Source organism: Trichococcus sp. (assembly GCF_049684335.1).
In the GTDB taxonomy this organism is placed as follows: domain Bacteria; phylum Bacillota; class Bacilli; order Lactobacillales; family Aerococcaceae; genus Trichococcus.
The window spans coordinates 1-26,512 of record NZ_JBAVFV010000024.1 but is presented as its reverse complement, the minus strand read 5'-3'; the positions used below and the strand labels follow the sequence as shown (position 1 = coordinate 26,512).

General features: G+C 48.6%; 26 protein-coding genes and 1 riboswitch. Of the genes, 21 read left to right on the top strand and 5 right to left on the bottom strand.

Annotated elements, in window-relative coordinates; all coding sequences use genetic code 11:
• On the top strand, positions 1-140 hold a 140-nt coding region (locus tag WBM30_RS04965; protein WP_424899652.1), incomplete at its 5' end, for a cold-shock protein.
• A 256-nt stretch (positions 141-396) separates the two neighbouring features.
• On the opposite strand, the gene WBM30_RS04960 is transcribed toward WBM30_RS04965, so the two are convergent.
• Positions 397-999 carry a hypothetical protein gene (locus WBM30_RS04960; protein WP_424899648.1) on the bottom strand — a complete coding sequence of 201 codons (603 nt, stop codon included), beginning with the start codon at positions 997-999 and terminating at the stop codon, positions 397-399.
• 28 nt (positions 1,000-1,027) lie between these two features.
• The gene (locus WBM30_RS04955; RefSeq protein WP_424899647.1) at positions 1,028-2,032 is read right to left on the bottom strand and encodes an ornithine cyclodeaminase family protein; all 1,005 of its coding nucleotides are present in this window, start codon (positions 2,030-2,032) and stop codon (positions 1,028-1,030) included.
• A gap of 204 nt (positions 2,033-2,236) precedes the next feature.
• Between WBM30_RS04955 and WBM30_RS04950 the strand changes: the two genes are divergently transcribed.
• The 4 genes from WBM30_RS04950 to scfB all read left to right on the top strand — a co-directional run bounded on the left by WBM30_RS04950 (position 2,237) and on the right by scfB (position 6,488).
• Positions 2,237-3,088 (top strand): SMP-30/gluconolactonase/LRE family protein, encoded by an 852-nt coding sequence (locus tag WBM30_RS04950; RefSeq protein ID WP_424899646.1) that lies wholly within the window; start codon positions 2,237-2,239, stop codon positions 3,086-3,088.
• A 127-nt stretch (positions 3,089-3,215) separates the two neighbouring features.
• Entirely contained in the window at positions 3,216-4,688 is a 1,473-nt protein-coding gene (locus WBM30_RS04945) for an aminotransferase class I/II-fold pyridoxal phosphate-dependent enzyme (protein ID WP_424899645.1), read from the top strand.
• Between the two features lie 170 nt (positions 4,689-4,858).
• Positions 4,859-5,014: a six-cysteine ranthipeptide SCIFF gene (gene scfA / locus WBM30_RS04940; RefSeq protein ID WP_084253821.1), complete on the top strand. Its 156-nt coding sequence runs from the start codon at positions 4,859-4,861 to the stop codon at positions 5,012-5,014.
• Positions 5,015-5,084: 70 nt separating this feature from the next.
• The gene (gene scfB, locus WBM30_RS04935; RefSeq protein ID WP_424899644.1) at positions 5,085-6,488 is read left to right on the top strand and encodes a thioether cross-link-forming SCIFF peptide maturase; all 1,404 of its coding nucleotides are present in this window, start codon (positions 5,085-5,087) and stop codon (positions 6,486-6,488) included.
• Positions 6,489-6,677: 189 nt separating this feature from the next.
• Here scfB and WBM30_RS04930 read toward each other — a convergent pair whose 3' ends face one another.
• Positions 6,678-7,844, bottom strand: coding sequence for an aminotransferase class I/II-fold pyridoxal phosphate-dependent enzyme (locus tag WBM30_RS04930; protein ID WP_424899643.1), 1,167 nt, complete (start codon positions 7,842-7,844; stop codon positions 6,678-6,680).
• Positions 7,845-8,185: 341 nt separating this feature from the next.
• Positions 8,186-8,331, top strand: a riboswitch (Lysine riboswitch).
• A 160-nt stretch (positions 8,332-8,491) separates the two neighbouring features.
• Here WBM30_RS04930 and dapD point away from each other — a divergent pair.
• Together dapD and WBM30_RS04920 are read left to right on the top strand one after the other, a co-directional pair.
• Positions 8,492-9,205, top strand: a complete 714-nt coding sequence (gene dapD / locus WBM30_RS04925; RefSeq protein WP_424899642.1) for a 2,3,4,5-tetrahydropyridine-2,6-dicarboxylate N-acetyltransferase — start codon at positions 8,492-8,494, stop codon at positions 9,203-9,205.
• A gap of 31 nt (positions 9,206-9,236) precedes the next feature.
• On the top strand, positions 9,237-10,379 hold the full coding sequence (locus tag WBM30_RS04920; protein WP_424899651.1) for a M20 metallopeptidase family protein: 1,143 nt from the start codon (positions 9,237-9,239) through the stop codon (positions 10,377-10,379).
• Positions 10,380-10,567: 188 nt separating this feature from the next.
• Here WBM30_RS04920 and WBM30_RS04915 read toward each other — a convergent pair whose 3' ends face one another.
• Positions 10,568-10,690, bottom strand: a complete 123-nt coding sequence (locus tag WBM30_RS04915; RefSeq protein ID WP_424899641.1) for a hypothetical protein — start codon at positions 10,688-10,690, stop codon at positions 10,568-10,570.
• A gap of 116 nt (positions 10,691-10,806) precedes the next feature.
• On the opposite strand from WBM30_RS04915, the gene WBM30_RS04910 reads away from it, so the two are divergent.
• From WBM30_RS04910 to WBM30_RS04875, 8 genes are all read left to right on the top strand, one after another.
• A complete protein-coding gene (locus WBM30_RS04910) occupies positions 10,807-11,322 on the top strand; it encodes a hypothetical protein (RefSeq protein WP_424899640.1) in 516 nt (171 codons plus the stop codon).
• 35 nt (positions 11,323-11,357) lie between these two features.
• Positions 11,358-11,891 (top strand): DUF2179 domain-containing protein, encoded by a 534-nt coding sequence (locus WBM30_RS04905; protein ID WP_424899650.1) that lies wholly within the window; start codon positions 11,358-11,360, stop codon positions 11,889-11,891.
• Between the two features lie 34 nt (positions 11,892-11,925).
• Positions 11,926-12,873 (top strand): aldo/keto reductase, encoded by a 948-nt coding sequence (locus WBM30_RS04900; protein ID WP_424899639.1) that lies wholly within the window; start codon positions 11,926-11,928, stop codon positions 12,871-12,873.
• A 354-nt stretch (positions 12,874-13,227) separates the two neighbouring features.
• Positions 13,228-14,268 (top strand): branched-chain amino acid aminotransferase, encoded by a 1,041-nt coding sequence (locus WBM30_RS04895; RefSeq protein ID WP_424899649.1) that lies wholly within the window; start codon positions 13,228-13,230, stop codon positions 14,266-14,268.
• 371 nt (positions 14,269-14,639) lie between these two features.
• Positions 14,640-15,629, top strand: a complete 990-nt coding sequence (locus WBM30_RS04890) for a YihY/virulence factor BrkB family protein (RefSeq protein ID WP_424899638.1) — start codon at positions 14,640-14,642, stop codon at positions 15,627-15,629.
• Positions 15,630-15,757: 128 nt separating this feature from the next.
• On the top strand, positions 15,758-16,954 hold the full coding sequence (locus WBM30_RS04885) for an FtsW/RodA/SpoVE family cell cycle protein (protein WP_424899637.1): 1,197 nt from the start codon (positions 15,758-15,760) through the stop codon (positions 16,952-16,954).
• Between the two features lie 29 nt (positions 16,955-16,983).
• Entirely contained in the window at positions 16,984-17,337 is a 354-nt protein-coding gene (locus WBM30_RS04880) for an arsenate reductase family protein (protein ID WP_424899636.1), read from the top strand.
• Positions 17,338-17,355: 18 nt separating this feature from the next.
• Complete coding sequence (locus WBM30_RS04875; protein ID WP_424899635.1) at positions 17,356-17,712, top strand: glycine cleavage system protein H; 357 nt, start codon at positions 17,356-17,358, stop codon at positions 17,710-17,712.
• A 292-nt stretch (positions 17,713-18,004) separates the two neighbouring features.
• Here the strand turns inward: WBM30_RS04875 and WBM30_RS04870 are convergent, their stop codons facing one another.
• On the bottom strand, positions 18,005-18,730 hold the full coding sequence (locus WBM30_RS04870; RefSeq protein WP_424899634.1) for a gamma-glutamyl-gamma-aminobutyrate hydrolase family protein: 726 nt from the start codon (positions 18,728-18,730) through the stop codon (positions 18,005-18,007).
• A gap of 255 nt (positions 18,731-18,985) precedes the next feature.
• On the opposite strand from WBM30_RS04870, the gene sufC reads away from it, so the two are divergent.
• The 6 genes from sufC to WBM30_RS04840 all read left to right on the top strand — a co-directional run.
• Complete coding sequence (gene sufC / locus WBM30_RS04865) at positions 18,986-19,759, top strand: Fe-S cluster assembly ATPase SufC (protein ID WP_086629058.1); 774 nt, start codon at positions 18,986-18,988, stop codon at positions 19,757-19,759.
• Positions 19,760-19,770: 11 nt separating this feature from the next.
• Positions 19,771-21,063 (top strand): Fe-S cluster assembly protein SufD, encoded by a 1,293-nt coding sequence (gene sufD, locus WBM30_RS04860; RefSeq protein ID WP_140185135.1) that lies wholly within the window; start codon positions 19,771-19,773, stop codon positions 21,061-21,063.
• On the top strand, positions 21,060-22,295 hold the full coding sequence (locus WBM30_RS04855; RefSeq protein WP_424899633.1) for a cysteine desulfurase: 1,236 nt from the start codon (positions 21,060-21,062) through the stop codon (positions 22,293-22,295). The genes sufD and WBM30_RS04855 overlap by 4 nt, the downstream gene beginning before the upstream one ends.
• A complete protein-coding gene (gene sufU / locus WBM30_RS04850; protein WP_424899632.1) occupies positions 22,282-22,767 on the top strand; it encodes a Fe-S cluster assembly sulfur transfer protein SufU in 486 nt (161 codons plus the stop codon). The genes WBM30_RS04855 and sufU overlap by 14 nt, the downstream gene beginning before the upstream one ends.
• Positions 22,764-24,158, top strand: a complete 1,395-nt coding sequence (gene sufB, locus WBM30_RS04845; protein ID WP_086986508.1) for a Fe-S cluster assembly protein SufB — start codon at positions 22,764-22,766, stop codon at positions 24,156-24,158. The genes sufU and sufB overlap by 4 nt, the downstream gene beginning before the upstream one ends.
• Before the next feature lie 145 nt (positions 24,159-24,303).
• A partial coding sequence (locus tag WBM30_RS04840) for a P-loop NTPase fold protein (protein ID WP_424899631.1) occupies positions 24,304-26,512 on the top strand: 2,209 nt, incomplete at its 3' end.

Below are 26,512 nucleotides of genomic sequence, written 5' to 3'. Positions count from 1 at the left end.
AAAACGGAGACGATGTATTCGTACATTTCTCAGCTATCCAATCTGAAGGTTTCAAATCTTTAGAAGAAGGACAAGCAGTAACTTTCAGCGTCGAAGAAGGTAACCGTGGACCTCAAGCAACAAACGTAAACAAAGCTTAATTCAAAATTAAACTTATAGGAACCTGGTCTTAGGATCAGGTTCTTTTTTTCGTTCTTTTTTGTCATCCTAGCTTCGGTTGGGCAGCTTTCATCGGAGCAACAACTATAATCAGATATCGAATTTCCGGTCTAGCTGCGTTGACCGGAGATCCGAACCCATTAAATCAGCGATCTTCCGATGAAGCAACTCCTCGTCGGAGGAATGCACACAAACAAGCATCCAGAATTTTAATTCTGGATGCTTGTTTGTGTTTCATCAGTACTTTTTCTTCGGATGGCGGTCGACAACCTCGGGATATTTTGCCAGGATCGCTTCACCTTCGGGAGTAATGCGGTATCCCCTCAGCACGAACTGTGATGCCAGTTGTTCTTCGCTCAATTTCTGTTTCGCTAGCTCCATCAATTCTGGTTTCTTCATTTTGGAATAGCCTGCGACTTCATAATGTTTCAGGATGGCTTTCAGGCTGGCTGCGTTCAGGTGATCCAGCGAATCGATCGCCGATAGTTCCACCGCATAGCCTTTTTCTATTACTTCTTCCAACGCTTGAGGGCCATTGATGCCGTAATTGTATTCGAAATATTTCGGATAAACGCTCTCGTTCGTGAATGTACCGAATTGGATGCGCCACAACAGGATCAGATGACCCGGCAGGATATCTTCCTCAAAACGGACAACGTTGCGTTTGGGTACCAGCTGTTCCGAACCGATCCGGACAGCATTAAGCCAACCTTCCTTGTCGCGTTTTTCGGAAATGAAAGGCACTTCCGGATAATCCTGATAAAGCGCGAAAATATCCTGCACCGCTTGATCCTGCAGGTCCAAATGGCTGTTTTGTTTTTCGATGTTGTTGGTATTCATAAAAAAACCTCCTGTTCGTTCTTTGTTTTTATGCTTCAAAATTAAAGGCGTAGCCCATTCCTTTTTCGAGTGCTCTTCGGTAAACTTCACCGGCGATCGCGACATCCATCGCTCCGGTGCCGATCGGGATGCAGATGGTGATGTCCTGCGAAAGGTCGCCTGCATCTTTCTTTCCGATTGCCAATTCACCCAGAGTCGCAAAAATATTTTTTTCAGACAGTTTTCCTTCACCCGTCAGTTTTTTCAAAGCTCCGCGATGAAGAGCTTGCTCTACATGGTCAACGATGATTTTGTCCGCCTTCAGGATGAGTGCATCTTCGATTTCCTGGAAAGATCCCATCGGAAAAATGATGGTGCCTTTTTTAATCCATTCCGCTTTGATGAGGGGAGTCTGCGCTGGCGTGACGGTGATGAGGACCTCGGTCTGACTGGCTTCCTGGGGATCATCGACGATGCGGATGTAGCCTTTGACGTAGTGCTGCATTTTTTCGGCAAATGCTTCCGCTGTGCTGCGTCTGTGGTTCCAGACAATCAATTCAGTGATGTCGAACAGATCCGCGATTGCCCGGATATTGGTGCTGGCTTGCATCCCGGCCCCATAGAGGCCGATTGTTACGGTCGGCTTCTTGAGCAAATACCGCAATGCGTTTGCGGTCTGAGCCCCGGTGCGCATGTTGGTGATATAAGCGCCTTCGAGTGCGGCAGTGAAAGTTCCCAAATGCGGATTGATCAGCAAAATCATCCCGGTGATATAGGGCAGTCCGGCAGCTTTGCGCTCGCCCAAAAAACCTCCGACCCATTTCAAGCCGGCGATATCCTGCGAGCCGATGTAGGCCGGCATTGCGTTCATGAATCCTTCGTACGGCGGGTAACCGCCAGTTTCACCCAGATCAAGCGTCAATTTTGTCGGGTTGATGACCGTGCCGTCACCGAGTCCCTGAAATGTCTGATGCACGAGATTGTTGAAATCTGCAATATCCAATAATTCCTTGATGGTGCTCTGATTGATCAGAAGCGTATTGCGTTCTTCCATGGCCATTCTCCTTTAGACGAGATGTGTTCAGAAGAATTGCTACCCTCGAACAGTCATATAAAGTATAGCATTTTTCAGAGCATAACAAAAAATCGGGCGCATCCAAATGAGCTGAGCTGTCCGTGTAATCCTACCAATTGGAATGTATTTTTTGTTGTTATATACTGAAACCATAAATGACACAGGAATATGAGGTGGAGAAACATGGAAAAGAAATCAGAACAGGCTAAGGTGAGGAAACCGGAACTGGTTTTCTATGCGGGGTCGACATTGTTGGAAGGGCCGCACTGGGATTCGGAGAACAGCTTGCTTTATTGCGTTTCAATCGAAAACAACATGATTTATGCCATCAACCCGGAAACAGTTGAGGTGCGGACCTACTTGACCGATGGGCCGGTCGGATGCGCCGTGCTCGATCAGGAGGGGATGATTCTGGAAGCCGAAAAGTCCGGTATTTTCCGCATCAATCCTCGGACGAAGGAGAAGCAACTGGTGGCAAAGGCTCACAAAGACGAACGGATGCGCTACAACGATGGAAAGTTGGATCCGAAAGGGCGCCTGCTTGTCGGGACGATGGGCTATGACGATACCTATGAAGGGGAAGCTGCTTTGTACGCCATCGAAAAGGACGGAACTGTCCGCACGGTTTTGGATGGCCTCACGTTGGCCAACGGTATGGGATGGTCACTGGATGGGAAGACACTCTATTTCATAGACACGCCGACTAAAAAAGTGGGCAGGTATGCTTATGATACAAAAACAGGCGAAGCGACCTTTGAGGCATATGTAGTCGAAATCACCGACGGCAGCAATCCGGATGGCATGTGCGTGGGCCAGGACGGGATGATCTGGGTGGCGCAATACGGCGGCGGCAAAGTCTGCAAATGGGACCCTGAGACCGGCAAAAAACTTGAGGAAATCCGGATGCCTGTGAAGAATGCGACGTCTTGCTGTCTGGGCGGCAAGAATCTGGAGTATCTCTACATCACGACCGCGAAGGACGGCGAGACGGAAGAGGAACTGGCTGGCGGGTTGTTCCGCGTCAAGCTCAGTTAAATGAATAAATGCTGAAAAATGCCCGTTCTCACGATAAAGAGTGAGAACGGGCATTTTTTACGTTTGGATGCTTTTTCCCTCTGCTATAATGGAGGCAGAACTATATCACCAGGAAAAGGACAAACTAATGGACAAACATACAACGCAACCTTATTTGCTGGACAGACTGAAAGCACATGCGGCGTCCGACAGCATCCCCATGCACATGCCAGGGCATAAGCGGAACATTGCGCTGCTCGGAACAGATCTGCCTTACAACATCGACATTACAGAAATAGAAGGCTTCGACAATCTGCACGGCGCGAGCGGCATCCTCAATGAATATATGGAAGAAATAGCAGTCTTCTATGGCACCAAACGTTCTTATTATCTAGTGAACGGGAGCACCTGCGGCATCCTGGCTGGGATCCGCGCTGCGACGAGACGTGGGGGCAAAATTGCGGTCGCACGGAATTGCCACAAATCTGTCTATCATGCGATCGAACTTTTCGGATTGGAGGCTGTCTATCTGATGCCGGAATTGGATGAAACATTCGGAATCCATGGAGGCATTTCAACGGCAAACATCGCCGATACGCTGACCAAGCATCCGGATACGCAGTTGGTCGTTTTGACTTCGCCGACGTACGAAGGGGTAGTCAGTGACATATCGGCGATTGCCGATATCTGTCATGCGCAAGGGATTCCGTTGATGGTCGACGAGGCGCATGGCTCGCATTTCAATTACTCGGAACATTTCCCAACCAGCGCGACTGCACTCGGTGCCGATATCGTGATCCAGAGTTTGCACAAGACTTTGCCTTCGTTGACGATGACGTCGTTGGCTCATCTAAACGGCAGTCTGGTGAGGCCGGAAGAAATGTCCCGGCAACTCGCCATCTTCGAAAGCAGTTCGCCGTCCTATGTGCTGATGGCTTCGATCGACCGCTGTTTCCGCTTGCTGAAGGACGAAGGGGAGCACTTATTCGAAAGTTACAATCAAAGGTTAACCGACTTTTCGAAAAAAATGGAGCAACTGAAGCATCTCATGGTGCTGTGCCACGGGAACGATAATCCGTCGACGCATCCAACCTTTTTCGCCTTCGACCAAGGCAAAATCCTGATTTCTGCGCAAGGAACCGGCTTGACCGGACAGGAACTTTCTGAAACGTTGCGGAGCTATCATCATATCGAAATGGAGATGGCATACGGTGATCATGCGTTGGCGATGACCAGCGTCTGCGATACCGATGCCGCTATGGATGCGTTGGCTGATGCGTTGTTGGCCATCGACCGCACGCTCGACTCGTTGAATGGGGAGCACTCGCAGAACGACGGGATATTATTTTTCGCATTACCCGAAAAGCAATGCGAAATCTGGCAGGCCTTGGAATCAGAAAAAATAGATTGCCCGATTGAAAACGCGATAGGGCAAACAGCAGCCGAATACGTCTGGGCCTATCCGCCCGGAATCCCGTTGCTTGTGCCTGGGGAACGGATCAATGACGGGTTTATTCGCCAAATCCACACGCTATTGGAAAAGGGGACAAAGGTCTACAGCGATGCCGATGGGCTTCCGAAAAATATCCGAATTATGCATCACGAAAGACTTGCTCACTAACTTACATTTTGATAGTTATTGGATGAATCACGATTTTTATAAAAACGGTCACTATGCTGATAGGTCGGTAGATTGACGGACTAACAATTTGTTGGTAAAATAATTCACAAAGGAAGCATTTTTCTGTCAAGCAATATGCTTCCTTAACCTATTTCAGAGGAGATGTCGTTATGAAAAGAATCGTAACATTAAGCACCCGCAACCTGAAGGATACTGCCAAACACGGCGGCTGCGGAGCATGCCAAACATCTTGCCAATCCGCATGCAAAACTTCTTGCGGAATCGCTAACCAAAGCTGTGTGAACCCTAGACAAGCAGCTAAGTAAAAAAAGAGTCCGTCCAACTGATTCCAGTTGGGCGGCAATTTTATGGACAAAAAAGGAGTTTGAAACCGAAATGATTCATCAATATAAACTGAACGGATACAATATCGTAATGGATACTTACAGCGGTGCCGTGCATGTCGTGGACGACCTTGCCTTCGACATCATCGCGCTGTACGAAGCAACGCCGGTCGAAGAAATCGTTACGATGATGCTGGAACAATACGCGAACGACCCTGAAATCAACGAAACGGAAATCCGCGATACGCTGTCGGATGTCGAAGAATTGAAGGCCAACGGGGAATTGTTCACGGAAGACTTGTACCAAGACCTTTCCATCGATTTGAAGAACCGCCAAACATTCGTGAAGGCTCTTTGCCTGAACGTGGCGCATACTTGTAATTTGACTTGCGATTACTGTTTCGCCAGCCAAGGCAAGTACAATGGCGACAGAGCGATCATGAAATTCGAAGTCGGAAAGCAAGCAATCGATTTCCTGCTTGAAAATTCCGGTTTCCATCGCAACCTGGACGTCGACTTCTTCGGCGGCGAGCCGTTGATGGCTTGGCGCGTGGTAAAGCAGATCGTCGAGTACGCGCGCAGCAAGGAAGAGGAGTCCAACAAGACTTTCCGTTTCACTTTCACAACGAACGGGATGCTTTTGAACGACGAAATCAATGAGTTCCTGAACAAAGAAATGTACAATGTCGTTTTGAGCTTGGACGGACGCAAGGAAATCCATGACCGTCTGCGCCGTACTGTTAACGGAAAAGGCAGCTATGACTACATTTTGCCGAAATTCCAGAAATTCGTGGAAGGGCGCGGCGACAAGGAATACTACGTCCGCGGCACTTACACAGGCAATAACGTCGATTTCACAAACGATATTTTCCACGTTGCAAATCTCGGATTCGACAAACTGTCGATGGAACCGGTCATCTGCGATCCTTCCGAACCTTACGCTTTGACGGAGGAACATCTTCCGGCACTGTACAGACAGTATGAAATCTTGGCTGAAGAAATGCTGAAGCGCGGCGAAGAGGGCAACGACTTCACTTTCTACCACTACATGCTGGACCTTTCCGAAGGCCCGTGCATCCAGAAACGCATCTCCGGCTGCGGATCAGGAACGGAATACATGGCTGTCACTCCTTGGGGCGAAATATTCCCTTGCCACCAGTTCGTGGGTGATGAAGAGTTCAGCCTGGGCAACATCTGGGATGGCGTAACCAAACCGGAACTGCAAGGCCAATTCAAGGAAGTCAACTGCTATTCCAAACCGGAATGCCAGGATTGCTGGGCTAAATTGTACTGTAGCGGCGGCTGCCCTGCGAATTCGCTGCATGCGACAGGTTCTTTGAAAGGCAATTATGAATTCAGTTGCGACCTGTTCCGCAAACGCGTGGAATGCTCGATGATGGTGAAAGTCGCGGAATCGATCCGCGAAATGGAAGCCGAAGCAATGGTTGCTGAGTAAGCTATTAACGTGATTAAATGAAAGAAGTGCGCGCCGGCTTGTTGCCGGTTCGTGCTTCTTTTTGCTGTGGAGATGGGCGGGCGGCTTTTCCTCCGGGGAAGGAGATGTTGGCCGGAGGAACGATCAAGAATCTAGACCCAACAAAAAAACCGCACAATCACCCGATTGTGCGGTCAAACATTCATTCACTTATTTCGCATTCAATTCATCCAGAAATGCAACGATCCGTCGGCAGCCTTCGATGACGTTTTCGTCGCTGGCGGCATAGCTCATGCGGAAATAACCGGCTCCGGATTCGCCGAAAGCCGATCCAGGGATGACGCCGACGCCTGCTTTGCGGGCCAGATCGATGCAGAAATTCCAATCGTCATTGCCGTACTGCTCCGGAATGCGCGGGAACAGGTAGAAGGCGCCGTCCGGATTGTTCATCTTCATACCGGCCGCCGTCAGACCTTTCAACAAGATGTCCCTGCGTTTGAGGTAGGCAGCTTTCATCGTGGCAGTCGCTTCATCACCATCGCGGAAAGCAACGCCAGCCGCTATTTGCGAAGGTGTGGAGCCGCAAGTGACAAGACTTTGGTGATATTTCAAAATTTCGCGGATCAGGTCCGCTTGGGCAGCGACAAAGCCAACGCGCCAACCGGTCATCGCATAGCTTTTCGAAGTGCCGTTGATGACGATGGACTGCTCAGGGATGTACTTGGCGATTGAGGTATGACTGCCGTCGTAGGTCAGTTCGCTATAGATCTCATCGCTGAGTACAAAAACATCATATTTCTTGATGACCTCTGCCAAAGCTTCGACTTCTTCTTTCGTATAAGTGGCGCCGGTTGGGTTGTTCGGGTAGGTCAGCACAATCATCTTCGTTTCCGGATTCGCATCCAACGCCGCTGTCAGGTCCTCCGGCGTAATCAGGAAACCGGTCTCGGATGTGTCGATCTTGACGCTGTGCCCGCCTGCCAGATGCGTAACGTATTCATACTGGGGGAAAGCCGGCGATTGGATGATCACCTTGTCGCCCGGATTCATCAGCGCGAACATCGACGAAGTGATCGCTTCCGTAGCACCAACAGTCAGGATGATGTCGGTATCCGCATTGTAATGCAAATCGTATTTCCGCTCCATGAATTTTGCGATTTCTCTGCGGGTCTCAAGAACGCCGGCGGAAGGGGCGTAGTGGGTTTGATTCTGGTTCAGCGCCTCTGCGGCTGCTGCCTTGATGAAATCCGGCGTATCGAAATCAGGCTCCCCCATCGTGAAACGGATCAGATCCTTCACATCGCTGATGGCGGCGTCGAAGTTGCGGATGGGCGATCCTTTCAGTTGCTTTACAAAACGGTTCGTTTCTCTGCTCATAGTTTATCTCCTCCGGATGAAATATCCTTAATCAATGTATAGTCGAACATGCGTCAACCGATTGCTGACGTCCAATAGCATGAAAATAACATAACACGATTGCAGTCGTATTTCTATGCAAAGTTGATTACTCTAGGGTGAAAATTAGAAATCTACGAGTTTAATGAGCGTTTTCACATAGGGTTGGCCGATCCTTCCCGGAAATTTCCGATCCGGAGCCCCGCCTGTGCCAAGTTGGGCGTCCCCTAAACACTTAAAAACCAAGCGTAAGTACACTTCTGCCTCGGAGCTGTTGACAGGTTTGCCGGATAAGTGTACGATTAGAAAAATAAATAAATCGCCAAGCAAAAAGAGGTCGCGGCTGGTCAAGAGTACCGCAAGGGAAAGGGACGGTCGCCGAAGCATGCAGATGCTGGACCCAGGTTGAACAAATGTGGGGCTGTTCCATTGTCGTTGCCCGATGACAATGGATTGCGCTTTAGCTTGGTTGGGCGAATGCAGGTCTCCGTAGCCGTAAGCACTCGCTTACCGCTATTTTTTTTTGCATTTCAGGAACAAACGGCCGTCCGCCGCATAGGGCAAACACAGGCTGGCATGCTATAATGGGCATGTTGGAACAGAAAAAATGATTGGGAGGAAACATCAAAATGAGCGAACTATTATTGACAGATGCTTACGAAATCGCGGCTTACATCAAGGCTGCCGAAAAGCAAACACCTATAAAACTATACATCAAAGGGGATTTCGAAAACCCTGTCTACGAAGGCTTGAAATTCTTCGGAAGCGGAGACAGCTATACAGTCTTCGGTGACGCTGCAGCGATTTATCCTTTCTTGGAAGAAAACAAAGATAAGATCAAAGATCATGTCATGGAATACGACAGACGCAATTCCGCGATTCCATTGTTGGATACCACCAAAATCGAAGCGCGCATCGAACCTGGTTCATTCATCCGTGATCACGTTACGATCGGCAAGAGTGCCGTCATCATGATGGGTGCGGTCATCAACATCGGCGCAATCATCGGCGAAGGCACAATGATCGACATGGGCGCGGTTGTCGGCGCACGTGGCACAATCGGCAAAAACTGCCACATCGGAGCAGGCGCAGTGGTTGCAGGTGTTCTAGAACCACCTTCGAAATCACCAGTCATCATCGAAGACGGTGTTTTGGTCGGCGCGAACGCAGTCATCATCGAAGGCGTGCACATCGGCGAAGGCGCTGTTGTCGCAGCTGGCGCAATCGTATTGGAAGACGTACCGGCTAACGCGGTTGTTGCGGGATCCCCTGCTAAAATCGTGAAGATGAAGGACGCTCAGACAAGCGAAAAAACCCAATTATTGGCTGACTTAAGAGACTAATAAATACACGCGGAGGGACCAGGTGAACAGCATGCAGATTGCAGAATTATATGATACGGTGAAGACGATCCGAAGGGAGCTCCACCAGATTCCGGAAATCGGTTTCGATCTGCCGTTGACTTCGGAATACGTCCGCCAAAAGCTGGTGTCGTTCGGTTATGAACCGATCAGCACCGCCGAAACGGGATGGGTAGCCGTCCTGAAGGGCAAATCCCCGGAAGCAGTCGCTTTCCGTGCGGACATGGACGCCCTTGAGGTAACCGAGGAAACAGGAGCGGATTTCGCTTCCCTTCATCCGGGCAAAATGCATGCGTGCGGCCACGATGGGCACATGGCCTTGTTGTTGGGTTTCGCGAAATACCTGAAGTCCCTGCCGATTTTGGAAAAGTCCGTCGTTTTGGTCTTCCAGCCGGCTGAAGAAGGTCCGGGCGGCGCGAAGTGGATCATGGATTCCGGCATCCTGCAGGAGCTGCAGGTCAAAAAAATCTATGGCTACCATCTGTATCCGAGTCTGCCAGAAGGCATCCTGGGCTTGGCAAAGGGACCTTTGATGGCGCGCAACGGCGAATTTGACATCACGCTTGAGGGCGTCAGCTCGCATGCCGGGCAGCCGCACTTCGGCAAGGATGCCTTGATCGCCGCCGCGCAGATCCTTCTCTCGGTCCAGAACATTCTGGCCCGCGACCTTGATCCCTTGCAGCCGGCTGTCGTGAACATCGGCACGCTGCATGCCGGGGAAGCCCGCAATATCGTGGCCGGAAAAGCCGAGATGACCGGGACGATCCGGAGCTACGATAAGGCGGTCTATGCTTCCATCAAGGATCGCCTTGCCGACATCTGTGCAGGCATCGAGCGCATGAGCGGTGTCATCTGCACATTGGATATCCGCGATTTCTATCCGGAAGTCACAAACGATGCTGAAATGATCGGCACGTTGATGGACGCGTTGCCGGCCGATGCCTACGAAGTCGTCAGACCACTGATGCTGGCCGAGGACTTCGCTTTCTACCAAGAAAGCATCCGCGGCGCCTTCATCCTGCTCGGTACCGGACGTCCCGACATGGGCTGGACGCACCCGCTCCACAGCAGTCGCTTCAACTTCGACGAGAAGGTGCTGCTGCAGGGAATCGCCTGCTACGACCTGATCCTCGAAAAGGAAGGGCTGAAGGGCTAGACAACTTTTGCTGGTCGACGAGCATTCAGAATGAATATACGGAAAGGCGCTCTTAACCGGGTGCCTTTTTGGTTTGGGGCACATAACAATTGTCGTCCTCCGGTGATGGGGGTTCCGCCGCAGGACAGGACCGCATCCAAAGGCTCTCCTCCGACCAGCAGAAGCCTTCTCGGAGGAGGGGCCTTTTATTACCGGTCTCCTCCGGCGAACAAAGCATCGCCGGAGCTGAGGGCGAGTTTGCACTGCGCTTCTCCGACAGCCGCTTTTTGCCAAATTTGATTGAAGCGGGCAACCCAGATGAACTGCTGCAATATTGCCCCGCATCCAATAAAATTGTAAAGGTTCGATTAAGTTGATGGGTGGGAAAAGCATTTTCTCCGCAAAAAAGGTACAATAGAATCACATACTGGATGAAAGAGGGGAAATTATGCAAAAGAAAAGATTATCCGCATTTCTTTTAGGGTCAACAGCATGGCTGCTTGTCGCGTGCCAAAACCCGGCAACAGACACGACAGCTACAGAGGCGGCGACAAGCACGTCGCAGGTCTCAGATTCACAAACCACGACTGAAGCGAGTAATCAAGCGGTTTCAAGAGCTAGCAGTCAGGAAGCGGCTGAGAGCGTACAGGTACAAACGCCTTCCGCGAGCAGTACCACGCCGGATTCGGCAACAACAACCGATACTGCCCCAACGACCGCTGAGGCAACTCTGATCACTGAAGCGAAACAAACAATCACGCAATTGACAGGATATGTCGAAAGCGATGTGTACTTGTTCATCGTGGAATCGGTCGAGGGCAATGAAGTAACCATCAACGTCCGCGAAAACGGCGCAGATGTAGCCAGCTCTGTTGGGTTTTACCGTTACAACGGAACGACCGGGGAATTGTTGGAAATGGATATCGTAACAGGGGAATACACCCGCCATCCTGCCCAGTACTAAAAGGGTAGGTTTGAATCAAAAGGAAGAGGGTGATGATCATTTTCGATTTGGGATTATTGGCGAAAATATTCGCGATCAGTCTTAGCTATGTGACGATGAACACGATCCGCTTCATGTTGACGATAAAAGGCTACCGCGTTTTGGCGCCACTATTGAGTATGGTGGAAATCGTCATCTACGTTTTGGGTCTGTCGATGGTCATGAACAGTCTGGACAATCCACTCAATCTGGCTGCCTATGCGCTCGGATACGGCGCCGGCATCGCTATCGGCATCAAAATTGAGGATTTGCTCGCGCTTGGGTACACAATGATCACCGTCATGACGCAAGACGTGGACAGCCCGATGCCGAACCAACTGCGCGATTTTGGCTACGGAGTCTCCAGCTACAGAGCCCACGGGAGGGACGGTGAGCGCCTTGTGCTCGAAATTCTGCTGACACGCAAAGCCGAACGCCATCTTCAGAACAAAGTATTGGAAATCGATCCGAAAGCTTTCATGGTTTCATACGATCCGAAATTTATCCACGGCGGCTTCTGGTCCAAACGGGTCCATCTTGACAAAAAATAAATGAATGAAAACAGGTAAGGAAAGGGGAAACGAGATGACAGAACTTGTGAAATTGGGAAGAACCGACCTACTGATCCATCCGATTGGGCTGGGGGCGAACAAGATTGCCGCAGCCGATCCGGAAACGAACACCGAATACGGCGGCGACGTGCTGCTGAGCGCGATCAACAAAGGACTTAACTTCATCGACACGGCGTTCATGTATGGAATGGGCACTTCCGAAACCATCATCGGCAAAACGCTGAAGGAACACAACCTGCGCAATAACGTGGTCATCGCCACAAAAGGCGCGCACGAGGTGACCGAATCCGGCATCGTCCTGAACAACAATCCAGCTTTCCTGACGGAGCAGGTCGAGAACAGCCTGAGACGTCTGCAGACCGATCATATCGACCTTTACTACATCCATTTTCCCGATGAAAAGACACCCAAAGCCGAAGCTGTCGGCGCGCTGCATCGACTGAAGGAACAAGGGAAGATCCGTGCTATCGGCGTCTCCAATTTCAACCTGGAGCAGCTGAAAGAAGGCAACGCCAACGGCTACATCGACGTTGTCCAGGATGAATACAACCTACTGAATCAGTCGGCCGAAGAGAAGCTATTCCCTTATTGTCGCGAACAGGGCATCTCCTTCATCCCGTACTTCCCGTTCGCGTCGGGGCTGTTGGCCGGCAAGTACACAGAAGCTTCGGCCCTGTCGGAGAAACAACAGCAGCGTCCGCAGTTCCAAGGTGATACCTATCAGGATATTCTGAAACGCGTGGATCAGATCCGACCGCTCGCTAAGAAGCACCGGACCGGGTTGCAGAATATCGTTTTGGCCTACTACTTGTCCAAGGATGTCGTCGACGCCGTTATTCCGGGCGCACGTAACCGACAGCAAGTGCTCGAGAACCTCGAGGCTGCAGAAGTCCGTTTGGATGCGGAGGATATCGCTTTGATCCAGCAAGCTTTCCCGGCGTCGTACCGCTTGCCGAAATGATTTTCTGATTGACATAAAACGTTACATTACAAAATGATGAAAAAAGCATTTGACATTTATTAGATACAAGCATAGAATTACATCATAATCTAACAAACAGAAGGGGAGAATGAGAATGGATGCGACTTTCGGAATGTGTACGTTACAAAACAAAAAGAAAGCGTCGTTCTCATTCGATGCCCTAGTCATTCTAAAAGTGATTTAGCCCAGGATTCTTACTTACTACAAGTAGAGTCCTCTTTCCGTTTCATTGGGCTCTCATTAAAGAATGAGCCTAATCACATAGGCTCATTCTTTTTTTTCATCGTTAATTCTGATAAATAATATAGATATGGAGTGGTTTGGATGACAGAAATGACACAGACAGAAGAACAAAAAGCGTTGAACATCGATTGGGAAAATCTAGGATTCACTTATATCAAGACGGATTACCGCTTCATTTCTTATTGGAAAGACGGAAAATGGGACGATGGCGAAATGACGACTGACAACAAAGTCCACATCAGCGAAGGCTCACCGGTACTGCACTACGGCCAATCCTGCTTCGAGGGGATGAAGGCGTATCGCACAAAAGACGGCAGCATCAACCTGTTCCGTCCGGACGAAAATGCCAAGCGAATGATCAACAGCTGCCAACGCTTGTTGATGCCTGAATTTCCGGTGGAAAAATTTGTCGAAGCGGCTAAAGCGGTCGTCAAAGCCAATGAAAAATGGGTGCCGCCATACAACACCGGCAGCACGCTTTATCTGCGCCCTTACTTGATGGGTGTCGGCGACAATATCGGCGTCAGCCCAGCGACCGAATACATCTTCTCCATCTTCGCGATGCCGGTAGGCCCTTACTTCAAAGGCGGCTTGACACCGACGAACTTCATCGTGTCCGACTACGACCGTGCTGCTCCGCACGGTACGGGTGCAGCCAAGGTCGGCGGAAACTACGCTAGCAGCTTGCTGCCTGGTAAAGAAGCACATGATCGCAACTTCAGCGACTGCATCTACTTGGATCCAGCTACGCACACGAAGATCGAAGAAGTGGGCTCCGCGAACTTCTTCGGGATCACGAAGGACAACCGTTTCGTGACTCCAAAATCACCATCGATCTTGCCGAGCATCACCAAATATTCCTTGTTGTATTTGGCTGAGCACCACTTGGGCATGGAAGTCGAGGAAGGCGATGTCTTCATCGATAAGCTGGATGGCTTCAGCGAAGCCGGCGCCTGTGGTACAGCCGCAGTCATCTCTCCAATCGGCGGCATCCAGTACGGTGACAATTTCCATGTCTTCAATTCCGAAACAGAAGTCGGACCTGTGACGCGCAAATTGTATGAAGAACTGACTGGCATTCAATTCGGCGATTTAGAAGCGCCGGAAGGTTGGATCGTGAAAGTAGACTAATTCATTTGACAGGAAAGCAGCTCTCCCTACGCTTAAGTGCTGACGGAGGGCTGCTTTTTTTGAGTTGGTGACTGCTGGGGGTGAGCGGTAGCTCCGGTGAGAAGTGTGCTACCCGGAGGACAGGTTGCTCGCCAGCGACCAGCTTCGGCGAGCGAATGCTGGCAGGAGGTGAGGCATAATCCGGCAGGCGAACTCCGGCGAAGCCGCCGCGCTCGGAGGTGACATTTTTCTGTAGTCTCCATCTCCGGCGAGAACGGCCTTCCCCGGAGCAGGGCGGATCACGAGCACAATCACAATCGATGCTTATCTGTGGCAATCACAGCCACTTTTGTCTATGATTAACCTATAGAACTTGGCGGGAGGAAAAAGTAATGAATGTACTAAGGAAATACATCAAAAATCCTAAGATTCGCCAAATCATCTTCTTGTTCCAACAACATTGGGGCCGGATGGAAATCGGGCGGCAGTCGGCTGAGATGGCCTACTATATGCTGTTGGCACTGCTTCCTACACTGTTATTGTTGGGGAACATCATTCCGTTGTTGCCGGTGCCGCGTGAGCAGGTGCTGCTCTACGTGGGGATGGCCTTCCCGCTGGAAGTCAGCAACACGATCACACCGATACTGGAACAATATTTATCTAGTGGAAGCGGCGAAGTGGTTTCATTCGGGCTGGTGCTGTCGATTTGGACAGCCTCCAAGGCGTTCAATGTCTTTCAAAACGTTTTGAATCAAGTTTACAATACGAAGATGCGGAAGAATTTCATCGTCCATAGAATCTTTTCGTTCGTGATCGCCTTTCTGTTGGTCGCTATGATTGCGTTTGTCGCCTTCCTGTTCATGTTCGGGAGATACATCCGGGATTTCTTCGAGGAGTTCTTTTCTATCCAGTTGGACTTCATCACCGCCTTCGAAAATGTCCGCTGGATCGGAGCCTTCCTGATTATCGGCATCATCATGACGGTCATTTATTATGTGGTGCCGAATGTGCGTTGGTCCATCAAATTTTCGGTGCCGGGTGCAGCGTTCGCAACAATCGGCTTGCTGTTGATTTCGCAACTGTTCTCCTTCTATGTCGGAGTCGCGGGAAGCCAAGCCATCGGAAACAGTGCGATCGGGGTCGTGATCACGCTGTTGTTGTGGCTGTATCTGATGGGGACGGTGCTGATCCTCGGCGGATTCCTCAATGTGATGCTGTACCATTATTTCCGACCGTTGCCGATTGTTTTGAAGGAAGAGAGCCGCTATGCGATCCGTTATTCGAAGAACGCATTGGCGTTGACCGTCAACGAACAATCTTTGAAACGGCGCCTGATCCGAAAAAAACTGCGCATCCAAGGGAATAAACAAGCAGACATATGATTGAATCCGGAATGACGAGGCAGAGAGGTTTAGGTTTTTTTAAACCTCCTCGCCTTTTTTTTTTTGGCGAAGTTTCTATATAATGAATAGATAGTACGCCCATTGTTTTTGAAAGAAAGGATTTAATCATGCGAAATCAACAAACTACGCAGAATGCGGATGTTTCGAAGATCGATTACGGCATTATCCTGTCCGTGTTCCTTCTGGCCATCATCAGCGTCCTGACGATTTATTCAACTACTGTCCTGCAGACGGACGGTGGAATCGGTACGACCATCATGCAGCTCGTTTGGTACGGCATCGGCATCATCGCCGCGGCCATCGTGATGCATTTCGATTCCGAACAATTATGGAAAGTCGCGCCGATTGCATATGGAGCGGGCGTCTTGCTGCTGTTCCTAGTCCTGATCTTCTATGACCGCAACACATATGCACTGCAAGGGGCGAAAAGTTGGTTCCGATTCGGTTCCGTCACTTTCCAGCCTTCGGAGGTCGTGAAGGTCGCTCTCATCATCATGCTGTCACGCGTCATCACTGAGCACAATATGCATATCGATGACCGGACTGAAAAGACTGACATGAACTTGCTGCTGAAAATCGCCATGTGGTCGGCACCGCCGCTTCTGTTGGTTATCCTGCAGAATGACCTCGGGACGACACTCGTGTTCCTGGCAATCATCATCGGCATGACGTTCCTTTCCGGCGTATCCTGGAAAATCCTGCTTCCGGTATTCGGGACGATTGGGGCCCTCGGATCGTTGCTCATCTACCTGGTTGTCTACAACCGCGATGCGCTCCTGAATTTCGGTTTCCAGAATTACCAATTTGCCCGGATCGATTCCTGGCTCGACCCATTCGGGGACAGTACTGGGGATGCCTATCAATTGGCGCAAAGCATGAAAGCGATCGGATCAGGCAAACTGTTCGGAAAAGGCCTCGGTGTTTCCGAAGTCTACGTGCCGGTGCGCGTGTCCGATATGATCTTCTCCACGATCGGCGAGAATTTTGGCTTCATCGGCGGGTGTTTTCTCATTTTCATCTATTTCCTGCTGATCTATCAGATGATCCGCATCTGTTTCGATACGAAAAATGAATTTTATGCCTACATGGCGACGGGCGTCATCATGATGATCCTGTTCCACGTATTGGAAAATATTGGCATGACGATCGGGCTGTTGCCGATCACCGGTATCCCATTGCCGTTCATCTCGCAAGGGGGCTCGGCTCTCCTCGGCAATATGCTCGGGATCGGACTGGTCATGTCGATGCGTTACCATTACCGCAGCTACATGTTCTCGGACGAGGACGAACATTTCGGAAACTGACCCTAAACCCAACTCAAGGAGGCAATTGCATGATCACAATTTACCAACATCCCCAATGCTCGACCTGCAAAAAGACCCGCGCTTGGTTCGACGAAGAGGGCATCGCCTACGAATTGAAGGACATCCGCGAAGAGCGCCCGGATCGGGAAAGCATCCGCCAAGCGATCGCATCCGGCAATTTGACGCTTCGCCGCATCTTCAACACGAGCGGCAACCTCTACAAGGAAATGCAACTGAAGGATAAACTCGACAGCATGGATATTGAAGAAGCGTTGGACCTGCTCGAATCGGACGGTATGCTGATCCGTCGGCCTTTCGTAACGGACGGCACGCAAATTGCGGTCGGCCACGACGAAGAAAAATTAACTACTACCTGGAAATAAGCGAAGGAGGAAAATAAGATGTCTGAAAACACAGTGAAATACAGCGAAAACGGCTTCTGGATCAAGAAGGAAGCGGACAAGTACATCATCGGCCTATCCGAAAAAGGCCAGGATGACCTGGGCGAAGTCAGCTTCATCGACTTGCCGGAAACAGGAGCAATCAAAACGACCGACACACTTATCGGCGTCGAAGCCGCTAAAGCAATGACTGACCTGGGTTCTCCATTGGCCGGCACAATCACTGCCGTCAACGAAGCGCTGGAAAACAATCCCGAGAACCTGAACAGCAACGATGCAGCAGTGAACTGGATCGTCGAACTGACGGATGTTTCCGAGGAAGCTTTCCAAGCTCTGCAGAATGAATCCGGACTGTAAACGAATGTAAAAAGATAAAAAGGCAAGCAGCCGGACATCGAGTCCGAATGCTTGCCTTTTATTGTTGTTTTGATTTTGCTCCGGCGAAGGCCGGTTTGGCCGGAGGAGCCGGCCCCAGATTGATCTGTCCTCCTGCGAGAGAATCTTGGCAGGAGGACAGATTGATTATACCGTTCGTCCTCCGGCGAGGTTTGTCTTACCAGAGGACGCGAAACCTTTCTGCCCCCAGCTCCGGCGAAGGAATCCTCGCCGGAGCTGAGGCCCGAAACCCGACTAGCTAGCTGACATCCTCCTAGCGCGCAGACCGCGCCACCAGATCCTCAAAGAACAGGCGCATATTTTTGGCTTCCGGTATCATTGTCTCCGGGTGCCACTGGATGGCAAGGATGCTTTGTTCCGGATCCGTCGCTTCGACGGCTTCAACAAGACCGTCTGGGCTGTATCCGACAGGCTGCAAGCCCTTGGCGACGACTTTCAAGGCTTGGTGGTGGAAGGAATTCACCGACAGTTTTTCACCGACGAGTCCGTGGAGGTGGCTGCCTTCCATCACGATGACGGAGTGGGTCGCATATTTGAAGTCGGTCTTCTGCTGATGCTGGATGCGCATTTCTGGATATTCATGCGCAAGGTCTTGATACAGGCTGCCGCCCATCTGGACGTTCAAAATCTGCAGGCCGCGGCACACCGCCAAAATCGGTTTCTTCTGTTTCAAGGCTTCCTCCACAAGCGCCATTTCAAAGTCATCGCGCAAAGGGAAGGTCGCGCCGATGTGCAGGCTCGGTTCTTCGCCGTAAAAATTCGGGGAAACATCCTGTCCGCCCGTCAATAATAGCCCGTCGATTTTGGCGATATAGTCCGCTGCCGTTTCGGGCGCGCCGATCGGAATGATCAGCGGATTGCCTCCCGCGGCTTGGACCCCTTTCACGAATCCGATGGGGGTGTAGGCGACGGATATTCCTGAGAAAGCCGGGACAGCTTCCAGTAATTGGTTGCCGGTTATGCCGATCAATGGTCTCATATATGTTGTCTTCCTTTCGTTATTGACTGATTTTTACCATTTTACATCATAATTGAGAATATGGGAAAGAATCGTTCTTATTGGTGGACAAAATCGGTCGATAGTTTATAATGATTATAAATTGAAAAAAAGTATCGTTGATTAATGGGGTTTTCATAATGATTCCATTGCGAAACGTTTTCAATTGGGTTAAAATAGTCGTAGTGTCAATAATGAAGGTTCGATTAAAATATATAGATTGTGAGGAGTTAATTTATGTCTACTTTAGAAATAATAGATCTGCATGTCTCCATTGAGGATAAACAAATTTTGAAGGGTGTCAACCTGGTGATGAACACCGGTGAAATCCATGCCATCATGGGGCCGAACGGTACAGGTAAATCGACTTTGTCACAAGCAATCATGGGTCATCCGAGCTATACAATCACACAAGGCCAAGTTCTCTTGGACGGCCAAGATGTGACGGAAATGGAAGTCGACGAACGCGCACGCGCAGGCCTGTTCCTGGCGATGCAATATCCAAGCGAAATCGCCGGCATCACAAACGCTGAATTCATGCGCGCGGCCATCAATGCCCGCCGCCCGGAAGACGACAAAATTTCGGTCATGAACTTCATCAAGAAATTGGACGAAAAAATGGAAATCCTGAACATGCCGGAAGAAATGGCTGAACGTTATTTGAACGAAGGCTTCTCAGGCGGAGAAAAGAAACGCAACGAAATCCTGCAATTGATGATGATCGAACCGAAATTCGCGATCCTTGACGAAATCGACTCCGGTTTGGATATCGACGCTTTGAAAGTCGTTTCCAAAGGCGTGAACCTGATGGCCGGTCCTGACTTCGGCGTCCTGATCATCACCCACTACCAACGTCTCTTGAATTATGTACATCCTACATTCGTCCATGTCATGATGGACGGCCGCATCGTGAAATCCGGCGACGCCAGCTTGGCGAAACGTCTGGAAGCGGAAGGCTACCGCGGCATCCGCGACGAATTAGGTCTAGATATCCATTTGGATGAAGAATAGGAGGACGTCACATGCTGAACGAAGAAAAAACGTCCTTGTTGGATGCGGTTCGCCTGTTTTCCATTGAAAAGGAAGAACCGGAATGGATGCGCACGAAACGTTTGGAATGGCTAGAAAAATACGAAGAGCAGGCTTTCCCATTGATGGAACGCATCAGCTACCACCGTTGGCCGCTCCTTGACACAACCATCTCTGCCGGTGCATATGGCGAAGAATTAGTGAACAGTCAAGGACTCCAATACGACTTGGGCGACACACCGAAAATCGTACAATACGGAAATGTGACGCTGATGGAGCAATTGCCACAGCATTTGATCGATCAAGGCGTCATTTTCACCGACTTATATACAGCCGCTCAGGATTATCCTGAACTGGTCCAAGAATACTACATGACGACAGCCGTGAAGCCGGAAGAAGACCGTTTCACCGCTTTCCACACAGCCTTCATGAACAGCGGCGTCTTCCTTTACGTACCGAAGAACGTCGTCATCGAAGAGCCGTTGGAAGCTCTGTTCATCCAGAATTCCCACGTGAAGGAAAGCTTCGTCAAACACGTGCTTTTAGTCGCTGACGTGAACAGCTCAGTCAAATACGTGGAGCGCTACGAAACCGAAGGCAACGAAAAGAACAGCGCCAACATCATCGTTGAGGTCATCACGAAAACGGGCGCGCAAGTCAAATTCTCGGCAGTCGACACGATGGGCGAAAACACATCCGTTTACATCAACCGCCGCGGTCACCTGTTGAAGGATTCTTCCATCGAGTGGGCAATCGGCGTCATGAACGACGGCAATGTCATCTCCGATTTCGATTCCGATCTGATCGGCGACGGCTCCCACAGTGAAATCAAAGTCGTGGCTGTTTCCACAGGCAGACAAGTGCAGGGCATCGATACCCGCGTCACGAACTACGGCAAGCATTCGATCGGCCACATCCTGCAGCACGGGGTCATCATGGACCGTTCGACTTTGACCTTCAACGGCATCGGACACATCATCAAAGGTGCGAAGGGCGCTGACGCGCAACAAGAAAGCCGCGTCCTGATGCTGTCCGATAACGCCAGAGGGGATGCGAACCCGATCCTGTTGATCGACGAGAACGACGTCACAGCCGGCCATGCCGCCAGCGTCGGACGCGTTGATCCGGAAGAAATGTTCTATCTCCTTTCCCGTGGTATCCCTAAGGCAGAAGCCGAACGTCTGGTCATCCGCGGATTCCTGGGTACGGTCATCGCGGCCATCCCGGTCAAAGAAATCCGTGACGGCTTGGTGGAGATGATCGAAAGGAAGTTGATGAAGCTTTGATCGATGCTAAAAAAATCAAACGAGACTTCCCGATCCTTTTCCAGACCGTGAACGACGAGCCGCTGATCTATCTGGACAACGCGGCCACTTCACAAAAACCGAAACAGGTGCTGGAAGCTATCCAACACTATTATGAGTTCGACAACGCCAATATCCACCGCGGCGTCCATACGTTGGCGGAACGCGCGACTTCAGCTTATGAAGCCGCCCGCGAAAAATTGCGCCGCTTCATCAATGCCGCTTCGACGAAGGAAGTTCTTTTTACCCGCGGCACGACGACCGGCCTGAACTGGGTTGCTGTCGGCTTCGGCGATCTGATCGTTGAAGAGGGCGACGAAATCTACATCACGCCGATGGAGCACCACTCCAACGTGGTTCCTTGGCAACAGTTGGCGAAACGCAAGAAGGCCAAATTGGTTTACCTGCCGTTGACTGCAGACGGCTTCGTCGATGTCGAAAAATCGGCCGAAGTCATCACTGCAAAAGGCAAAATCCTGGCGGTCTGCCACTCCTCGAACGTGTTGGGAATCACCAACCCGATCAAGGAACTGGCCGCATTGATCCACCAGCACAACGGCTACATCGTCGTGGACGGCGCGCAATCGACGCCGCACATGAAAGTCGATGTTCAGGCATTGGATGCCGATTTCTACGCTTTCAGTGGCCATAAGATGCTGGGGCCTACCGGGTCCGGCGTGCTTTACGGCAAGGAAGCGTTGCTTGAAAAGATGGAGCCTGTCGAATTCGGCGGCGAAATGATTGATTTCGTCTACGATCAGGAGAGCACTTGGAGTGTTCTGCCTTGGAAATTCGAAGCGGGCACACCGAACATCGCCGGTGGAATCGGCCTTGGTGCTGCCGTTGACTATCTGGAAGCGATCGGTATGGATGCCATCGAAGCCTACGAGAAGGAAATGGTGCGCTACGTGCTGCCGAAACTGCAGGCAGTCGAAGGCATCACTGTCTACGGTCCTGCCGATCCGGAAAAGCACACAGGCGTCATCACTTTCAACCTTGATGGGGTCCATCCGCATGACTTGGCTACGGCTTTCGACATGGAAGGCATCGCTGTCCGCGCCGGCCACCACTGCGCGCAGCCATTGATGCGGTATTTGGACGTATCCTCGACAGCCAGAGCGAGTTTCTATTTCTACAACACATTCGAAGAGGCCGATCAATTCATCGCGTCCTTGCATAAAATAAAGGAGTTTTTCAAAGATGGCTTTATCTAAATTAGAAAACCTATACCGCCATGTCATTCTTGACCACTCCAGTCATCCGCACAATTACGGCACCTTGGAAAACGCCGACGAACAGATCGAACTGAACAACCCGACCTGCGGCGACGTCATCACGTTGCAATTGGCGATGGATGGCGACATCATCAAGCAGGCCAAATTCTCCGGCCACGGCTGCAGCATCAGCACAGCCAGCGCCAGCATGATGACGGATGTTGTCATCGGCAAAACGAAGGCAGAAGCGTTGGCCTTAGCGGAAGAATTTTTCCTGCTGGTCCAGGACAAAATCGAGCCGAATGAGCAACACCTCGGCGAAGCAATCGTCCTGAACGGCGTCGCGAAATTCCCGGCCCGCATCAAATGCGCCACTTTGGCTTGGAAGGCTCTGGAAAGAGCGATTCTCCAAGACAAAAAAGAAAAAGGGGAAGAACAAGCGGAATCCCCGCATGAAGGAGAGATCTTATGAGCGAAGTACCAGTAGTTGACGATTATAAATTTGGCTTTCATGACGACGCAAAAATCATCTATTCCACCGGAAAAGGGATGACTGAAGAAATCGTCAGAGAAATATCCGAGTCTAAGGATGAACCGCAATGGATGTTGGATTTCCGTCTGAAGTCATTGGAAGCATACAGAAAAGCAGGGTTGCCGAAATGGGGACCGGATCTATCCACACTCAAATTCGACGAAATCACCTACTTCCAGAAGGCCACCGATAAAGTTGCCAGAACCTGGGAGGATGTGCCTGACGAAATCAAGGAAACCTTCGAAAAGATCGGGATTCCTGAAGCCGAACGCGCATATCTGGCCGGCGTAACGGTCCAGTATGAGTCGGAAGCAGTCTACCACAATATGAAGGATGAGTTCGAGAAATTGGGCATCATCTTCACCGATACGGATACTGCCCTGAAGGAATATCCAGAAATCTTCAAGGAATACTTCGCCACTGTTGTACCGCCAACGGATAACTTCGAAGCGGCCTTGAATTCGGCCGCTTGGTCCGGCGGCACGTTCATCTATGTGCCCAAAGGCGTCCAATGCGATGTGCCGTTGCAGACGTACTTCCGTATCAACAACGAAGGCTCCGGCCAATTCGAACGCACGCTGATCGTCGTCGACGAAGGCGCCAGCGTCCACTATGTTGAAGGTTGTACCGCACCGACTTATTCGGCCGATAGCCTGCATTGCGCAGTCGTTGAGATCATCGTGAAGAAGGATGCTTACTGCCGCTACACGACCATCCAAAACTGGTCAGCCAATGTCTACAACTTGGTGACGAAACGCGCAGTAGCTCTGGAAAATGCGACAATGGAATGGATCGACGGCAACCTAGGTGCCAAAGTGACCATGAAATACCCTAGCGTATTCCTGAATGGCCGCGGCGCAAAAGGAACGATGCTTTCCGTAGCTTTCGCCGGCAAAGGCCAACTGCAGGATACCGGCGCAAAAATGATCCACAACGCACCGTACACATCCAGCTCGATCGTCTCCAAGTCGATCGCTAAAGATGGCGGGGCAGTGAACTACCGCGGACAAGTGAAGTTCGGCAAGAAATCGGAAGGATCAATCTCGCATATCGAATGCGACACGATCATCATGGATGACATTTCCACTTCCGACACGATTCCGTTCAACGAAATCCACAACGGCAGAGTCTCCCTGGAGCACGAAGCCAAAGTTTCCAAAATCTCCGAAGAGCAACTTTACTACCTGATGAGCCGTGGCCTCAGCGAGTCCCAAGCGACCGAAATGATCGTCATGGGCTTCGTCGAGCCATTCACCAAAGAACTTCCGATGGAATATGCGGTCGAGTTGAACAGACTGATTGCGTATGAGATGGAAGGATCAGTGGGTTAAGTAGCAAAAAAAGCCAAGTTATGTAGCTTGGCTTTTTTGTGTTGGGAAGAATTTCTTCAGAAATATCGATATTGCAACATAAATTGGGTTATAATAACATAATGCTAGGCAATTATATTACGCAAAAAGGTGGTTGGTTAAAGAAATGAGTAATCAAAAAAAATTCTACAGTAAATTTAATACCTACAGTAATTCTTTTAATTTGAAGTACGGTTTTGTTAACTCCTTTTTCTTTAGTATTGTAATTGCATTTCTTTTTTTTATTACAGATAATGGCAATATTCCATCAAAAATAACGAGTAACTATGATGTGTCTTTCATAAATATAACAACTTTTTTTATTATATTATTAAGTATATTTTTGATAGCAAAGTTTAAAATTTTTAATATGTTGAATCATCCTTTGATAAATAAACTAGACCAAGCTTTAGTTATACTATTTGCAGCTTTATTAATAGTGCAAGTATTATTTTTTCTGGGATACGAAAATATGACTCTTCAAAACTATTTAGTGATGTACATAGTCGGGATAGTGATATTCACTATTTTTTGTAGGATTTTAATAGTTGGTGGGAAAATCAAACATACTGATTCGGTTGTAGTGGATTTGAAAGATGTAATTGAAGGAAAAGTAGACTTTTATAAGCCGTTTCTTATCAGAGAGGCAGATGTTGATTATGATTTATTATCTAGAGGATTAATTGTTGATGATTTAGTCAATTGGATAAATAACTATCAATCAGAAGAACGGTTTGTTATTGGTATCGAAGGTAAATGGGGATCAGGAAAATCAACTTTAATAAAAAATGTTATTAAACGAATAGATAAGGAAAATGACTATATAATTATTGATGATTTTGAACCGTGGATTTCTGAGAACAAGCTTGCATTACTCAATAATCTTTTGAAAAAAATTCTTAAAAATTCCCGTTTAGATATCCCTGATAAAGAGATTGACAATGTAATTCGTTCTATTACCAAACTTGTATTAGGAAAGAGCTATTTTTCAACAATCCAATTACTCGGCAAAAAAGAGAGCGAAGAGAATGCTGAGCAAACCATTAATGAAATTAATAACTTACTGAAAAAAAATAATACGAAAATAGTTTTCATTATTGATAATTTAGATAGGCTGATGGCGGAGAACGTTTTGTTGATATTAAACATAATTCAAAATGTTCTTAATTTAAGCAACTTGGTAGTAATTCTTTCATACGACAAAGAAGAATTAGAAAAAGGTCTTAACTATATAAATATTAGTAGCGGATATCTAGATAAGCTAGTTCAAAAGAAAGTAGTAATTCCACTGATTGACGAAAATTCATTGTTTCAGATTTATAGCGATACTATCCATGCCATAGCTAGTAGAAAAGAAATTAAGTATAATAGATCAGAATTAGACACATTTCTTAGAATACTAGCAAATAATGGTATTGGGTTAAGAGAATTTAAAAGGTTTCTAAATTCTGTAATCATTCCTGTGTTTAATCGCGATATATGTAATTCCCTATTAGATACTCTTGTGATTGAATTTATTAGATTTTCCAATTTTAATCTATATAATAAAGTATATATGAATTCTGATTATTTTATATCGACAGATAGAGGATTTGGAGCAAAGTTTTCATGGTATGATGATTCAAAATATGATTTAGAATTCAATAAATTTTTTGATGATTTTCAAGTTCAAAAACCGTATGAATGGGACCTACTAGCTTTAATATTTCCAACAATAAAGAATTTTGTTGATGGAACTAAAAGAAATTATAAAACTTTAATCCGTGGCGGAAGACAAGATTCTAAATACATCGAAATACAAAAAAGCAAAAGAATATCTAGTAGTAAGTTTTTTGATTTGTATTTTACTTTAAATACAAACTATGAATCCAATGTGATTGACTACACGAAAATATTTGTTAGTGAATTTGACAAAGCGGAAGTTTCGATGTCAGAACTAGTAAATTCTATAACGGACTTACCATCAGAGACTCAGACTGATTTTTTTGTTAACTTTGCTTATTTCATTGAGGATTTAAACATAAAAAGACTTAGTGATTTTATTACAGAAGTATTATCTAGTTATTTCAAATTTGGAAATTCTAAAGGTTTTTTAGTATTAGGAACGAAGGATAGAGTTGCGGTAATGATTGCTGAGCTAATAGAGCGGCTAGATCTCGATACAGTAAAAGATATTACCAATACTTACTTGCATAATCCCAAATACGTTTCTGTAATTTCTGATATTACTTATTGGTTAGACAAAAGTTATACAAAAGATAATTCTGATATAGTGAGCTATTTTACAGAGCAAAAGAATCAACTGGTTGAAAGAATTACAGAAAATGATGAATTTA